Here is a 15,016-nt window from a genome sequence, read left to right on the forward strand (position 1 = left end):
CGCCCTCGGCACCATATGCGCCCGTAGCTCAATTGGATAGAGCGTTTGACTACGGATCAAGAGGTTAGGGGTTCGACTCCTCTCGGGCGCGTTCTCTTTCGGGAAGTGGCTCAGCTTGGTAGAGCACCTGGTTTGGGACCAGGGGGTCGCAGGTTCAAATCCTGTCTTCCCGATACTAAAAAAACATGGGGCCTTAGCTCAGCTGGGAGAGCGCCTGCCTTGCACGCAGGAGGTCAGCGGTTCGATCCCGCTAGGCTCCACTTTATATGAGTTTTATGGCGGTGTAGCTCAGCTGGCTAGAGCGTACGGTTCATACCCGTGAGGTCGGGGGTTCGATCCCCTCCGCCGCTACCATAAAGGACCTTTAGCTCAGCTGGTTAGAGCAGACGGCTCATAACCGTCCGGTCGTAGGTTCGAGTCCTACAAGGTCCACCACTTAAATTAAATTATATGGAGGTATACCCAAGTCTGGCTGAAGGGATCGGTCTTGAAAACCGACAGGCGGCGAGAGTCGCGCGGGGGTTCGAATCCCTCTACCTCCTCCATTTTCATATTATATATCATCGCGGGGTGGAGCAGTCTGGTAGCTCGTCGGGCTCATAACCCGAAGGTCGCAGGTTCAAATCCTGTCCCCGCAACCAAGGTCCCGTGGTGTAGTGGTTAACATGCCTGCCTGTCACGCAGGAGATCGCCGGTTCGACCCCGGTCGGGACCGCCATCATATAAAGGCTCGGTAGCTCAGTCGGTAGAGCAGAGGACTGAAAATCCTCGTGTCGGCGGTTCGATTCCGTCCCGAGCCACCATTTTGAAATAGCAAGCCGGCTTAGCTCAATTGGTAGAGCAACTGACTTGTAATCAGTAGGTTGGGGGTTCAAGTCCTCTAGCCGGCACCATTTTCAAAATGAGCCATTAGCTCAGTTGGTAGAGCATCTGACTTTTAATCAGAGGGTCGAAGGTTCGAGTCCTTCATGGCTCACCATTTACAATTTTATGCGGGTGTAGTTTAGTGGTAAAACAAGAGCCTTCCAAGCTCTGGTCGAGAGTTCGATTCTCTTCACCCGCTTTTTCTTCTGTGGGCCTATAGCTCAGCTGGTTAGAGCGCACGCCTGATAAGCGTGAGGTCGATGGTTCAAGTCCATTTAGGCCCACCATTATTCCGCAGTAGCTCAGTGGTAGAGCTATCGGCTGTTAACCGATCGGTCGTAGGTTCGAGTCCTACCTGCGGAGCCATTATAGAGAAGTACCCAAGAGGCTCAAGGGGCTCCCCTGCTAAGGGAGTAGGTCGCTAACGCGGCGCGAGGGTTCGAATCCCTTCTTCTCTGCCAGAAATTTGGCCCGTTGGTCAAGTGGTTAAGACACCGCCCTTTCACGGCGGTAACACGGGTTCGAATCCCGTACGGGTCATATGAAAGAGATAGCATTATGCTATCTCTTTTTTCATGTTTCTGAAATAGTAAAAATATAATAATGGTTAATAGTATAAAACATATACTACTTAATATCATACAAAAGATCATTATGCTAAGTTTTTTGGCTTTAACTGCTAAGAGTGAAGCGATGATACATCCAACATCGATTATAGAAAATAAAGTAAAACTTTAATCAGTGGGGGGGCTTCATCCCTCGCTGATTATGGGCCCTCACCAATCGGGCTGTTACGGGCAGCCCTACTCCCACCTATCTTCCTTGCTGCTCTCTGAATCTTGAGGTGGGAGTCTTACTACCCTGAAATAGCGGGATCAAATAATTAAGGTCCATAGATTTAATCTTGTTATAAAAAATATTAGCAATGTAGCAATTATTAAAGAAATACTCCAAAGAATAGGAATGGTTATTGTTTTGCTCTCTTACGAATTCCTCATTATTTCACCTCATTTTTATTGTATCAAATCTAATTACTTGCAGACTATTGAGAAGAAATGGAATATCAAGTAGGGATTCCATAAAGAACATAAGCTTTGGAAGGTATCGAGATCGTGCAGGTAAGGAGAAAAAGAAGTATATGTATATACTAATTGTTTTTTTACAATTAGCAGGCAGATCGAAAAAATGGAATTGATTTCATGGGTAATAGTATAACTTTCTACTATGTGTGAAAAAGTTCACAAATAGGTCATAATTTGTGAACTTTTTCACAATTACTTATGCTACAATATGAGTGTAAGGAAGTTAAACAACATTAAATTAGTACTTTAATTAATTATTAAAACAACAATAATAAATGTTAGTCATAGAGAGGGGAATTCACAATGAAAAAAGGCATTAATCGTGTAGTATTAGTAGGAACAGGAGCTGTAGGTTGTAGTTACGCTTATTCCATGATTAACCAAGGTGTAGCTGAAGAATTCGTGCTTGTAGATGTGAATGAAGCAAAGGCAGAAGGAGAAGCGATGGACTTAAGCCATGCGGTACCATTTGCTCCATCACCAACAAAGATTTGGAAAGGTAGCTATGAAGATTGTAAGGATGCTGACATTGTCTGTATCACAGCTGGATTACCACAAAAACCAGGTGAAACTCGTTTAGATTTAGTGGAGAAAAATGCAAAAATCTTTAAGCAAATTGTTCGTAGTATTATGGATACTGGTTTCGATGGGATTTTCTTAATCGCAACTAACCCAGTTGATATTTTAACTTATGTAACTTGGAAAGAATCTGGATTACCAAAAGAGCGTGTAATTGGTTCTGGTACAACTCTTGACTCTGCTCGTTTCCGCTACATGTTGGGTGATTACTTCGATGTGGATCCACGCAATGTTCATGCATATATCATTGGGGAACATGGTGATACTGAACTTCCAGTTTGGAGTCATGCGACAATAGGTGTTCAAAAAATTGAAAAAATTATGTCTGATAACAAAGAAAAATACAGCCAAAAAGATTTAGAAGATATCTTTGTCAATGTTCGTGATGCTGCTTATCATATCATCGAGCGTAAAGGCGCAACTTACTATGGAATCGGTATGTCACTACTTCGTGTAACAAAAGCAATTTTAAACAACGAGAACAGCGTATTAACTGTATCTGCATACCTTGAAGGCCAATATGGTGAGAAAGATGCTTATGTAGGTGTTCCTGCTATTATTAATCGTCAAGGTGTACGTGAAATTGTTGAGCTCGAGTTGAATGAAGAAGAAAAAGCAAAATTCGCTCATTCTGTAAAAGTATTGAAAGAAACAATGGCACCAGTATTATAAGATAGTTAATAACTGATTTAGAAGCGGGGAACTGCTTCCTGCTTCTAAATTTTATATAAATTCCTTTTCTAGTTCTTGTTGTATATCCCCAAAATATATCCCTTTTTGCTGGAGAAGGATAAAAAAGAGTCCGCCCAAAAGTTATACTTTTGGGCGGACTCTTTTTTTAATAGTTAATGAAGTGACGCAATTTGTTGAAATTGCCGATATATCCTAATCATTTCTTCTCAATCATTAAAGCGTTTTCGGAAAATGTTCGTCAAATTTCGATATATTTCCTTATAAGGTGATGTTTTTTCTCTCAAATGTTATGAAAAAACGGATATTTATTTCAAAAGGAACAAGGATATTTCATCCCTATAGCGAATGTTGAATGTATTGAAAAATTCTGTCATCTTCGTGAGGTGAACATATTGCGTGCCATACATTGTTTAGAAGAAAGGTTAGAACAATTTCATACAGAGAAATGTTATGAGAGCTATCAAATATTTGGAGCACATCTTGCAGTAGAAAATGGAGTGCATGGTGTAAGTTTTACTGTATGGGCTCCTCGTGCTAAAAATCTAAGTGTTGTTGGAGATTTTAATGAATGGAATGAAAAGCAACATAGGATGCAAAAAGTGACAGAAGCGGGGATTTGGTCGCTATTTATTCCTCAAATAGAAGAAAAAGAAATATATAAATATGCTATTGAGACCATCAATGGCGAAGTGATTTTGAAAGCAGATCCTTATGCAACATATGCAGAAGTAAGACCAAATACGGCATCTGTTATTTTGGATATAGAGGGATACGAATGGAATGATAAAAATTGGTTTCGTAAAAAGAAAAAAAAGTCAGTTTATAAAGAAGCAATGGCAATTTATGAATTGCATTTTGGATCATGGAAAAAGAAAGAAGATGGTTCTTTATACTCATATCGTGAAATGGCAGAGGAATTGATTCCTTATATGGTAAATCATCATTTTACTCATATTGAGATTATGCCGCTTGTTGAGCATCCATATGATCGGTCATGGGGATATCAAGGGACGGGATACTATGCAGTGACAAGTCGTTTCGGCACGCCGCATGATTTTATGTATTTTGTCGATGAATGTCATAAATATGGAATCGGTGTCATTTTAGATTGGGTACCAGGGCATTTTTGCAAAGATGCTCATGGCTTATATTTATTCGATGGAACACCAACCTATGAATATAGAGATTTAGATGTACAAGAAAATCGTGTTTGGGGAACGGCAAACTTTGATTTAGGAAAGCGAGAGGTAAGGAATTTTTTAATTTCAAATGCACTATTTTGGATGAAATATTATCATATTGATGGTTTTCGTGTTGATGCAGTTGCGAATATGCTGTATTGGGAGAAAGAGGGGAAAGCACAGAGTAATGAATATGCAGTTTCTTTTTTGCGTGAATTAAATGAAGCAGTATTTGCAGAAGATGGCGAATTTCTAATGACTGCTGAAGATTCAACAGCTTGGCCTCTTGTAACTGCTCCAACTTATGAAGGGGGATTAGGATTTAATTATAAGTGGAATATGGGTTGGATGAATGATGTTTTGAAATATATGGAGTGTGCTCCAGAGTATCGAAAATATATTCATGAAAAAATGACATTTTCTTTATTATATGCTTACTCAGAAAATTTTATTTTACCTCTTTCACATGATGAGGTCGTTCATGGAAAGAAATCATTGCTGAACAAAATGCCAGGAAACTATTGGGAGAAGTTTGCACAACTTCGTTTATTATATGGATATTTCTTTACACATCCAGGAAAGAAATTATTGTTTATGGGAGGCGAATTTGGACAATTTGATGAGTGGAAAGATCTTGAAGATTTAGATTGGAATTTACATGAATTTGAAATGCATCGTCATATGCATGATTACTTTAAAGAACTCATAGCATTGTATAAGCGTTCTAAACCACTTTGGCAGCTCGATTATTCTCATGAAGGATTCCAATGGATTGATGCTGATAATAAAGAGCAAAGTATTTTCTCGTTTATTCGTAAAGGAGATAGAGAAGATGATGTTCTGATTGTGATATGCAATTTTACTAGCATTGTGTACGAAAAGTATAAGGTTGGCGTACCAGAGTTTCAATATTATAACGAGATTTTAAATAGTGACGCGATAGCATATGGTGGTTCAGGAAAAATAAATAAAAAGCGTTTAAAAAGCATTTCACAGCCATATCATAATCAAACTGCTCATGTAGAAATTACAATTCCACCATTTGGCGTCTCTATTTTAAGACCAGTGAAAATGAGAAAGGGGAGCAAAAAACAAGATGGTAAAAAAGCAGAATTGCGTAGCAATGCTACTAGCCGGAGGAAAAGGTAGTCGCTTAAGTGCATTAACAAAAAACTTAGCGAAGCCAGCTGTTCCTTTTGGTGGTAAGTATAGAATTATTGACTTTACATTAAGTAATTGCTCCAACTCTGGAATTGAAACAGTGGGGATTTTGACGCAATATCAACCATTAGAGCTTCATAATTATATAGGGATTGGAAATGCATGGGACTTAGATCGAGTGAATGGCGGAGTAACGGTTTTGCCTCCATACGCAGAAGCGTCTGGAGTGAAATGGTATACGGGCACAGCGAGTGCCATTTATCAAAATATGAATTTTTTACGGCAATATAATCCTGAATATGTCTTGATTTTATCAGGGGATCATATTTATAAGATGGATTATAGCAAAATGCTAGATTACCATATTGCGAAAGAAGCGGATGTTTCGATTTCTGTTATTGAAGTGCCATGGGATGAAGCAAGTCGTTTCGGTATTATGAATACAAATGAAGAGATGGAAATTGTCGAGTTTGAAGAAAAACCACAATTTCCGAAAAGCAATTTAGCTTCAATGGGTATTTATATTTTTAATTGGGCCATTTTAAAAGAGTATTTAGAGATGGATGCACGAAACCCGGACTCTAGTAATGATTTCGGAAAAGACGTACTGCCACTTTTATTAGATGAAGGGAAAAAATTAATTGCGTATCCATTTCAAGGATATTGGAAGGATGTTGGTACAGTAAAGAGCTTATGGGAAGCAAATATGGACTTACTTCGTGATGAGTCTTTATTACAGTTAAATGATCATGAATGGCGCGTGTATTCTGTTAATCCAAATGAACCACCGCAGTTCATTTCTGAGACAGCCAAAGTAGAAGAATCACTGATTAATGAAGGATGTATTATTGAGGGAGAAGTGAGGCATTCTGTGCTTTTTCAAGGTGTAACAGTAGATGAAGGAAGTAAAGTGATCGATTCAGTTGTGATGCCCGGGGCTCATATCGGTAAAAATGTTGTCATTGAAAAAGCAATTGTTGGGCCCGGTATGGTCATTGAAGATGGAGAGGTGATTCGATCAGAGAAAAATACCGACGATGTTGTATTGATTGCAGAAGGAATATAGATAAGGGGATGAGATGGATGGGAGAAACAATGTTAGGAATTATTAATGCAACAGGAAGTTTTCCTTCTTTAAGGAATGTGACAGGACATCGTTCGCTTGCAGCATTACCGTTTGGAGGACGTTATCGTCTGATTGATTTTATGCTTTCTAATATGGTTCATTCCCATATCCATAGTGTAGCGATTTTTACAAGTCATAAAAATCGTTCCTTAATGGATCATCTCGGATCAGGGAAACAATGGGATTTAGATAGAAAACGTGACGGCCTATTTTTATTTCCCCCGAATTGCCAATGTGATCAAGAGGAATTTGGGTCTTTTGCACATTTTCGGAGACATATTGATTATTTTCTGCGCAGTAGACAAGAATATGTGGTGATTACAAATAGTCATCTTGTTACGTCTTTCAATTTTCAAGCAGTGTTAAAGAGGCATATACATATAGGGGCAGATATTACTGAAGTATGCCACGAAGGTATTTCTTTGCAAACTTACGTGCTGAAGAAACAGCTATTAGTAGATTTATTTGAGACATATAAAGGTAAAGAACATTATAGTTTATTTGATGTAGTGAAAGAGAAACGAGGAAAATCATTATATATAGCCACATATGAGCATACCGGATATGTCGCGATCATTGATTCAATTGAAAGTTATTATAAACATAGTTTAGAAATTTTACAGCCTGCTATTTGGAAACAATTATTCACAAAGGAGGCTCCAATCTTTACGAAAGTAAAAGATGAACCGCCAACACGGTATTTAAAGGGAGCGAAAGTGAAAAATACAATGATTGCAAATGGCAGTATGATTGAAGGAGAAATTACGAATAGTGTCGTATTTCGTTCTGTAAAGATTGGAAAAGGTTCAATCATTCGTAATAGTATTATTATGCAAAAGAGTCAGATTGGAGATAACTGTATATTAGATGGGGTTATTATCGATAAGGATGTTAAAATCGAGGATGGTGTAATATTAACAGGGGCGTCTGGTTCTCCACTTGTTGTGGAGAAGGGACAAATAAGAAGTCAAACAATGAAGAGCTATTCGTAAATAGTCTGGCAAGTAAATCCCTATGAAATAGGGATTTACTTGCTCATAAAGAATGGAATGAAAATGTGAAGGGAGGAAGCTGCTAGAAGGGCGAAATCAATAGATGCTTTTTGGCAGTGGATAACACGTGAATATTTTATTTGCAGTATCAGAATGTGTACCGTTTATTAAATCGGGAGGATTAGCAGATGTTGCAGGGGCGCTCCCAAAAGAATTAAAGAAGCTTGGAGTAAATGTTCGGATTATGCTTCCAAATTATAGTCTCATCCCTGCAAACTTACGAGAATCTTTCAAACTTCATAAAGTGATTCATGTGCCGCTTGGATGGCGAAATCAATATTGCGGTATTTTAAAAGGGGAACAAGACGGGATTACGTATTATTTAATCGATAACGAATACTATTTTAAAAGAGATTCTCTCTATGGACATTACGATGATGGAGAGCGATTTTCTTTCTTTTCAAAAGCCATATTAGAAAGTATTCCATATCTTGATTTTGAAGTAGATCTTATTCATAGTCATGATTGGCATACTGCGATGGTCAATTTTTTACTTCATGAAAAATATAAAGATAACCCGTTATATGAAAAAATCAAAACAGTGTATACCATTCATAACTTACAATTCCAAGGGGTGTTTCCGCGGGAAGTGATACATGATTTATTAGAGCTTGGTGATGAATATTTCAATAGTGAACAGCTTGAGTTTTATGGGAATATTAATTTTATGAAAGGCGGCATTATTGCAGCGGACCATATTACAACAGTTAGTTCGACGTATAAGGAAGAGATTCAATATGAATTTTTTGGTGAAAAGTTAGATGGTTTATTGCGTAAATATAATGATAAATTAAGCGGCATTGTAAATGGAATTGATACGAGTGTATATAATCCACGTCTAGATTCTTATATTACAGCCACATATGATGTGGATACTTTATATGCCAAACGGGAAAATAAATGGGCATTACAGCATTATTTCGGTTTACCAGAAAAAGAGAATACACCGATTATTTCAATGGTAACACGGCTGACAAAGCAAAAAGGTCTGGATTTAGTACGCGCTGTTTTTCAAGAAATCATGCAAGAAGATGTGCAGTGTATTATTTTAGGGTCAGGAGATTCAGAATATGAGCAATTTTTTGAGTGGATGGCGTATGAATATTCAGAAAAGGTAAAGGTGTATATCGGATTTAATGAAGAATTAGCACATCAAGTATATGCAGGCAGTGATTTATTTTTAATGCCTTCGTTATTCGAACCATGTGGACTTGGACAACTTATTGCATTGGCATATGGTGTTATTCCAATTGTACGGGAGACGGGGGGATTAAATGATACTGTAAAGTCGTATCATGTGGAGACGAAATCTGGGAATGGTTTCACGTTTACAAACTTTAATGCACATGACATGTTGTATACAGTGAGGCGTGCACTGCGGTACTACGAGGATCCAGCAGTATGGAATCAGCTTGTTAAGCAAGCGATGACAGAAGACCATAGCTGGAAAACATCAGCTCTTGCCTATAAGGATTTATATAATCGTTTGCTGAAACTTTCTTAGGTGGTGAAAACATGTTTACTCATGTGGAAAGCTTTAAGGCAGCGTTTTTAGAAAAACTAGAAACGATGTACGGAAAAAGTTTCAAAGAGTCTACAAGTCGAGATCAATATAATACACTTGGTCACATGGTACGTGAGTATATGAATCAGCAATGGATTGCGACGAATGAAAAATATCGAACAGCAAATCAAAAGCAAGTGTACTATTTGTCCATTGAATTTCTTCTTGGACGCTTACTTGGAAGTAATATGCTTAATCTAGGTATCCGTAATATATGTGAACAAGGACTTAAGGAACTTGGTATTTCATTAAAGGAGTTAGAGGAAAGCGAAGCAGATGCAGGGTTAGGAAATGGAGGATTAGGACGCCTTGCCGCTTGTTTTCTTGATTCATTAGCATCGTTAAATCTTCCAGGACATGGATGTGGCATCAGGTATAAGCATGGTTTATTTGATCAAAAAATTGTTGATGGTTATCAAGTGGAATTACCAGAACAATGGCTTCTTCATGAGAATGTGTGGGAAGTGAGAAGGTATGATCAAGCGGTAGAAGTGAGTTATTTTGGACATGTAGAGCCGATAGAACAAAATGGTCGTCTCGAGTTTCGACATACAGGTGCTGAAGTGATTATGGCTGTTCCTTACGATGTTCCAGTCGTAGGGTATGAAACGGATACAGTAAATACACTGCGGCTTTGGAATGCAGAGCCAGTTCCGTTTCCACAACATTGTAAAGATGTTTTAAAGTATAAGCGTGATACTGAGGTTGTCTCAGAATTTTTATATCCCGATGATACTCATGATGAGGGAAAAATATTACGGTTGAAACAGCAATATTTTTTAGTATCAGCAAGTTTACAAAACATTATTCGTATGCATAGGGAACGCAATGGAACGCTCCAGAATTTGCATGAAAAAATTGCAATTCATATTAATGATACGCATCCCGTTTTAGCAATTCCAGAGCTTATGCGTATATTGTTAGATGAGGAGAAGCTTTCTTGGGAAGAGGCATGGTATATTACAACACATACTATTTCTTATACAAATCATACTACATTATCAGAGGCGCTTGAGAAATGGCCCGTTCATATTTTTAAGCCACTATTACCACGGATTTATATGATTATTGAAGAAATTAATGAGCGTTTTTGTCACGAGCTTTGGGAGCGATATCCATATGAATGGAAGCGGATTGAAGATATGGCGATTATTGCGCATGATCTTGTCAAGATGGCTCATTTGGCGATTGTTGGAAGTTATAGTATAAACGGTGTAGCTAAAATTCATACGGAAATTTTAAAACGGCGTGAAATGCGTTTGTTTTATGAATTTTATCCAGAGAAGTTTAATAATAAGACAAATGGGATTACACATCGGCGCTGGCTTATGAAAGCAAATCCAGAGCTGACTACCCTTATTTCAGAAGTGATTGGAACAGGATGGAAAAAAGAACCGATTCGGTTAGAAGCATTACAAAGCTTTAAAAATAATACTGTTTTTCAAGAAAAATTACATGCGGTTAAGCAGAAGCGTAAAAATATTTTGGCAGAACGTATTCAAAATAAAATGGGGATTCTTATTGATCCACATTCTATTTTTGATGTGCAAGTGAAACGATTACACGCATATAAAAGGCAGCTTTTAAACGTATTACATATTTTATATCTATATAATCGTTTAAAGGAAGATTCTAGTTTTTCATTTTATCCGCGCACATTTATATTTGGAGCAAAAGCATCACCAGGTTATTACTATGCAAAAAAGATTATTAAATTAATAAATGAACTTGCTAGAAAAGTAAATGATGACCCTTATGTTAGTCAATATATGAAAGTTATTTTTCTAGAAAACTATCGGGTTTCCTTAGCAGAAGACATATTTCCAGCAGCAGATGTAAGTGAACAAATTTCTACGGCGAGTAAAGAAGCATCAGGAACAGGAAATATGAAGTTTATGATGAATGGTGCGATTACAATCGGAACATTAGATGGTGCCAACATTGAGATAAGAGATCGTGTTGGTGATGAGGCGTGCTTTATTTTTGGGTTAACAGCAGAAGAGGTACTTCATTATTACCAAAATGGTGGATATCGTGCGAACGATTATTATCATCATAACAGGCATATTAAAAAGGTAGTTGATCAGTTAACAAATGGCTTCTTTGCAAAAGCTGGAGCAGAGTTCGAAGTGATTTACGACTCTCTTATCATCCAAAATGATGAATATTTTGTTCTTCGTGATTTTAGCCCGTATGCTGAAAGACAAGAAGAGGTTGGAAAAGCGTATGAAAATAGAAGAAAATGGCTTGAAATGTCGATTATGAATATTGCACAATCAGGACATTTTGCAAGTGATCGTACCATTTTACAGTATAGTAAAGAGATTTGGGGAATAGGAGATCAAGTAAAACAATCATAAGAAGTGTATGATACTTGTACTTTACTATTTAAGTGCATTTTAATCGTTTGACTCGTTCTTATAAATGATAAATAAAACCAGCTTTAGAGTTACAAAGCTGGTTTTGTATTGTTTACTATGGAATATAATATACCAGTACCACTATATTCCTCTGTAGCAAAATATGAGAATGTAAAGAAACCTGTAACAACAAAAATGAAGATTAGAAAAAGTGCGAAGAAATATTTAACCATGCGTAATCCCCTCATCCCAAAGTAGTTGCATATATTATTATAATATACTGACTTCTCATTTCCAATTATCACCTAGTTAGAAATGAGAAGTCAGACAAGTTTTGTATGTCGTGATAGAGTGATTATGTGTAATAGATTTTGTATTTTTAGTAAATGTCATATTGTGATGAACATGTGTATATTCCCAATCTTGTTCATTAAAATGTACTTTTCGTGGGGGAAGAAGAGGGACTACATCAAATAAATTTACGAATCGAAAGCTGCTAGCCACTTGTAATTTATAGTAGTTGCGAAAAGCCATATCACCAACTTTTGGTGAGGCAAAGCTATAGAGACCATACTGGGAAAAAGCGGTGTTCATGCGCGCATCTAATATGTGTAGTGTAGCAAGTGCTGCTCCTAGACTATGCCCTGTAGCGAGAAGTTTTTTATGTGCCGGTAAGGAAACAAGCATATCCATAATAGTATCGCGGCAAGATTCATAAGTAGACAAGAAACCATGATGAACATTTCCACTATTTAGTGCATAGGGATATGGTTTTTGATGGACAAGTGAGTCTGTAATCCAATCTGTTTCTGTTTGTGTCCCTCGGAATGCCACGATAATCGTATCCTCAGATTCTATTATGAAGCCGAACCATTCTGTCGTTTGAAGCGCTTTCGCTTGAATGCCTTGTACATATTGAAACCCGTCAGGTATTTTGAAAATGCCATTATATTTATATTGCTCATATGCTAGCTCACAGCAAGAGGCTAACAATATAGCAGTATCTTTGTCGAAGGATAAAGGAGCTCGCATGTAAGAAGCCCTCCTTAAGAAGAAGTATAATTCAATATATGAGTGGGAGAGGTAAATCATTCTTTGCGTGCTTTAAGGTAAGGTGAAACTTTCATCAGTGTGTTTTTTTTATCCCACTGACTATGACCCCTCACTAATCGGGCTCTTATGTTTACTTTTTTCCATCTAAAAGTCGTCCTATTCCACTTAAAACGCTACCTTCACCGCTAGTTTGAACTGCAGGGCTTTCAATTCGTCCTGTTAAGCGGCTAAGTGTTAAGGATTGAATCCAAACTGTTCCTGGGCCTTCTAGTGTTGTGAAGAATAGACCTTCTCCACCAAATAGTGCTGTTTTTACGTTACCAACAAATTCAATATCATAATGAATATCTTTTGTCATTGCAACAAGGCAACCTGTATCAATACGTAATCTTTTGCCAGGCTGTAACTCTCGCTTATAGATCGTACCTCTTGCATGCATGAAAGCTAGGCCATCACCTTCAAGTTTTTGCATGAGGAAACCTTCACCACTGAAGAAACCGCTTCCTAGTTTTTTGTAAACTCAATTCCGATGGAAACGCCTTTCGCTGCACAAAGAAACGCATCTTTTTGACAAATTATTTTTCCTTGATATTCTGTTAAATCGACAGGGACAATTTTTTCCGAATATAGTGCAGCAAATGATACGTGACGCTTACCATGACCAGTATTGGTAAATACAGTCATGAACATGCTTTCTCCTGCAATAAGACGTTTACTAGCGCCCATTAGTTTGTCGAATAAACCGGGAGAAGGACCGGAACCATCACCGAAAATTGTTTCCATTTCAATATGATCTTTCAGCATTATCATTGCACTAGCTTTTGCAATGACGCTTTTTTTGGAGCTAATTCAATTGCTACAAACTGCATATCATCGCCGTATAGTTTATACTCAATTTCATGAGACCTCATTCTTTTCACCTCTGTAATGGATAGTACTATTGCACAAAAAAATAAGGCGATAATAAAAATTGGGAGTTTACAGAAAATACATATGCGCACGGAGCAATCTGCTGCGTAATGTAGAAAAAAGTTTGAGAATGAAAGTGTTGTCATTTGACGTTTTCGGTATAGCGTGATATAGTGAAATCACTATTGAGCTACATAATGTGGTACGGAAATAAAGCACGTGGAATTCTAGCTTTACGCTTGTTATGCATTCATGTCCTTTATATCCACCTTTTCATGTGGATTCATAGTTTCATTTTTAATTAGGAGGTACATGAACATGCAAACTGGTAAAGTTAAATGGTTTAACAGCGAAAAAGGTTTCGGTTTTATCGAAGTTGAAGGTGGAGACGATGTATTCGTTCACTTCTCAGCGATCCAAAGCGAAGGCTTCAAAACTTTAGAAGAAGGTCAAGAAGTATCTTTCGAAATCGTTGAAGGTAACCGTGGACCACAAGCTGCTAACGTTACAAAAAACTAATTAGCTAGCGAAGAAAAGCATTCCGACTCTCGGAATGCTTTTTTATTATTCTTTAAAGTGCGATTCATTAATAGATAATTCCCCTTTAAAAGTACGCTCTTCAAAATCATCCAGCATCTGTTCATATTCTTCATGTTCTTCTGTCGCAAAAATTTGTGGGTTTTTCCCATGTATATCTGTTCCGATGAAATTTTCGAAATCCTCAACATATCCGACGTGTTCTTCACCATTGATATACATTTCATTATAGTTTTTGGAATCTCGTCTTTCTAAATCAGCAGGTGTTTCGGATGTTCCATAATTGGCGACATCTTGCCAAGCATCTTCCGCGTCGTATTGGACAGAACGATCTTTGTCGTGTCTACTAAATGACGGTTTTAGAATTTCTTCTTCAACTGGCCGTGTTCTTGTATTGAATTGATTTGTTGTGTGCTCGATGCATGCTGTGGCAGTAGGCATTGCTTCTAGCCTTTCAAGCGGAATAGGTTCGCCCGAAACTTCGCAAATACCATATGTGCCTGCTTCGATTTTTTCTAAAGCATGCTTTGTATCTTGGAGCTGTTTGTTCCAAAATTCAATGAGCCCAAAATCTTTTTCACGTTCATACAATTCTGTTGCCATATCCCCTGGATGATTATCATAAGCGGATAGTTCGCCAACTGATTCCCGCTCAGAAGCACGATCTTCATTTTCATGATTTTGCAACGTTTGTTCTAATTCTTGTTTTTGCTTTTCTAATATGGCTCTAAAATGATTGATTTGTTGTGGAGTTAACATCGTATCCACCTTCCTACAATTCGGTTTCCTTATGTAGTATGAGCCTTGCATGTAGGAATTATGAGGTGGATTTTTATGTTGAAATTTGTCGGTTGG

At 37.7% G+C, this 15,016-nt stretch carries 9 protein-coding genes, 16 tRNA genes and 1 pseudogene; 23 read left to right on the forward strand and 3 right to left on the reverse strand.

Features of this window, described 5'->3' with window-relative positions; all coding sequences use genetic code 11:
- Window positions 1-17 precede the first annotated feature (17 nt).
- The 22 genes from MR056_RS10365 to MR056_RS10470 all read left to right on the forward strand — a co-directional run bounded on the left by MR056_RS10365 (window position 18) and on the right by MR056_RS10470 (window position 11,662).
- Window positions 18-91: transfer RNA gene (locus tag MR056_RS10365), tRNA-Arg, on the forward strand.
- Window positions 92-99: 8 nt separating this feature from the next.
- Window positions 100-173: transfer RNA gene (locus tag MR056_RS10370), tRNA-Pro, on the forward strand.
- Between the two features lie 14 nt (window positions 174-187).
- A tRNA-Ala gene (locus MR056_RS10375) sits at window positions 188-260 on the forward strand.
- A 17-nt stretch (window positions 261-277) separates the two neighbouring features.
- Window positions 278-354, forward strand: a tRNA-Met gene (locus MR056_RS10380).
- 4 nt (window positions 355-358) lie between these two features.
- Window positions 359-435: transfer RNA gene (locus MR056_RS10385), tRNA-Ile, on the forward strand.
- A 17-nt stretch (window positions 436-452) separates the two neighbouring features.
- Window positions 453-545, forward strand: a tRNA-Ser gene (locus MR056_RS10390).
- Between the two features lie 19 nt (window positions 546-564).
- Window positions 565-641 (forward strand) — tRNA-Met (locus MR056_RS10395).
- A 1-nt stretch (window position 642) separates the two neighbouring features.
- Window positions 643-718 (forward strand) — tRNA-Asp (locus tag MR056_RS10400).
- A 9-nt stretch (window positions 719-727) separates the two neighbouring features.
- Window positions 728-803 (forward strand) — tRNA-Phe (locus tag MR056_RS10405).
- A 14-nt stretch (window positions 804-817) separates the two neighbouring features.
- Window positions 818-893, forward strand: a tRNA-Thr gene (locus MR056_RS10410).
- 10 nt (window positions 894-903) lie between these two features.
- A tRNA-Lys gene (locus MR056_RS10415) sits at window positions 904-979 on the forward strand.
- Window positions 980-992: 13 nt separating this feature from the next.
- Window positions 993-1,063: transfer RNA gene (locus MR056_RS10420), tRNA-Gly, on the forward strand.
- A gap of 11 nt (window positions 1,064-1,074) precedes the next feature.
- A tRNA-Ile gene (locus MR056_RS10425) sits at window positions 1,075-1,151 on the forward strand.
- 4 nt (window positions 1,152-1,155) lie between these two features.
- Window positions 1,156-1,230: transfer RNA gene (locus MR056_RS10430), tRNA-Asn, on the forward strand.
- Between the two features lie 4 nt (window positions 1,231-1,234).
- Window positions 1,235-1,325: transfer RNA gene (locus tag MR056_RS10435), tRNA-Ser, on the forward strand.
- Window positions 1,326-1,332: 7 nt separating this feature from the next.
- A tRNA-Glu gene (locus MR056_RS10440) sits at window positions 1,333-1,404 on the forward strand.
- An 845-nt stretch (window positions 1,405-2,249) separates the two neighbouring features.
- On the forward strand, window positions 2,250-3,197 hold the full coding sequence (locus MR056_RS10445) for an L-lactate dehydrogenase (protein ID WP_012095961.1): 948 nt from the start codon (window positions 2,250-2,252) through the stop codon (window positions 3,195-3,197).
- A gap of 413 nt (window positions 3,198-3,610) precedes the next feature.
- Window positions 3,611-5,548: a 1,4-alpha-glucan branching protein GlgB gene (gene glgB / locus MR056_RS10450; RefSeq protein WP_048721575.1), complete on the forward strand. Its 1,938-nt coding sequence runs from the start codon at window positions 3,611-3,613 to the stop codon at window positions 5,546-5,548.
- Window positions 5,496-6,626, forward strand: coding sequence for a glucose-1-phosphate adenylyltransferase (locus tag MR056_RS10455; protein ID WP_012095959.1), 1,131 nt, complete (start codon window positions 5,496-5,498; stop codon window positions 6,624-6,626). Before glgB ends, MR056_RS10455 begins: the two co-directional genes overlap by 53 nt.
- Before the next feature lie 17 nt (window positions 6,627-6,643).
- The gene (locus tag MR056_RS10460; RefSeq protein ID WP_041810097.1) at window positions 6,644-7,678 is read left to right on the forward strand and encodes a GlgC family sugar phosphate nucleotidyltransferase; all 1,035 of its coding nucleotides are present in this window, start codon (window positions 6,644-6,646) and stop codon (window positions 7,676-7,678) included.
- Window positions 7,679-7,805: 127 nt separating this feature from the next.
- Window positions 7,806-9,242 carry a glycogen synthase GlgA gene (gene glgA, locus MR056_RS10465; protein ID WP_048721580.1) on the forward strand — a complete coding sequence of 479 codons (1,437 nt, stop codon included), beginning with the start codon at window positions 7,806-7,808 and terminating at the stop codon, window positions 9,240-9,242.
- Window positions 9,243-9,253: 11 nt separating this feature from the next.
- On the forward strand, window positions 9,254-11,662 hold the full coding sequence (locus MR056_RS10470; protein ID WP_048721583.1) for a glycogen/starch/alpha-glucan phosphorylase: 2,409 nt from the start codon (window positions 9,254-9,256) through the stop codon (window positions 11,660-11,662).
- Window positions 11,663-11,971: 309 nt separating this feature from the next.
- Here MR056_RS10470 and MR056_RS10475 read toward each other — a convergent pair whose 3' ends face one another.
- On the reverse strand, window positions 11,972-12,694 hold the full coding sequence (locus MR056_RS10475) for a lipase family protein (protein WP_048721586.1): 723 nt from the start codon (window positions 12,692-12,694) through the stop codon (window positions 11,972-11,974).
- Window positions 12,695-12,845: 151 nt separating this feature from the next.
- Window positions 12,846-13,626: pseudogene (locus MR056_RS10480) on the reverse strand (TIGR00266 family protein).
- Between the two features lie 316 nt (window positions 13,627-13,942).
- On the opposite strand from MR056_RS10480, the gene cspD reads away from it, so the two are divergent.
- Window positions 13,943-14,143, forward strand: a complete 201-nt coding sequence (cspD, locus tag MR056_RS10485) for a cold-shock protein CspD (protein ID WP_012095952.1) — start codon at window positions 13,943-13,945, stop codon at window positions 14,141-14,143.
- Between the two features lie 45 nt (window positions 14,144-14,188).
- Here the strand turns inward: cspD and MR056_RS10490 are convergent, their stop codons facing one another.
- Entirely contained in the window at window positions 14,189-14,920 is a 732-nt protein-coding gene (locus MR056_RS10490) for a yteA family sporulation protein (protein ID WP_012095951.1), read from the reverse strand.
- Window positions 14,921-15,016: the final 96 nt, after the last annotated feature.

Source organism: Bacillus cereus group sp. BfR-BA-01360 (genome assembly GCF_022663595.1).
In the GTDB taxonomy this organism is placed as follows: domain Bacteria; phylum Bacillota; class Bacilli; order Bacillales; family Bacillaceae_G; genus Bacillus_A; species Bacillus_A cytotoxicus.

What these genes read in the sequence shown, in the direction of transcription:
- MR056_RS10445 (WP_012095961.1), top strand. Translation starts at nt 2,250, where the DNA reads ATGAAAAAAGGCATTAATCGTGTAGTATTAGTAGGAACAGGAGCTGTA.
- MR056_RS10455 (WP_012095959.1), top strand. Translation starts at nt 5,496, where the DNA reads ATGGTAAAAAAGCAGAATTGCGTAGCAATGCTACTAGCCGGAGGAAAA.
- MR056_RS10460 (WP_041810097.1), top strand. Translation starts at nt 6,644, where the DNA reads ATGGGAGAAACAATGTTAGGAATTATTAATGCAACAGGAAGTTTTCCT.
- MR056_RS10470 (WP_048721583.1), top strand. Translation starts at nt 9,254, where the DNA reads ATGTTTACTCATGTGGAAAGCTTTAAGGCAGCGTTTTTAGAAAAACTA.
- MR056_RS10475 (WP_048721586.1), bottom strand. Translation starts at nt 12,694, where the DNA reads ATGCGAGCTCCTTTATCCTTCGACAAAGATACTGCTATATTGTTAGCC.
- cspD (WP_012095952.1), top strand. Translation starts at nt 13,943, where the DNA reads ATGCAAACTGGTAAAGTTAAATGGTTTAACAGCGAAAAAGGTTTCGGT.
- MR056_RS10490 (WP_012095951.1), bottom strand. Translation starts at nt 14,920, where the DNA reads ATGTTAACTCCACAACAAATCAATCATTTTAGAGCCATATTAGAAAAG.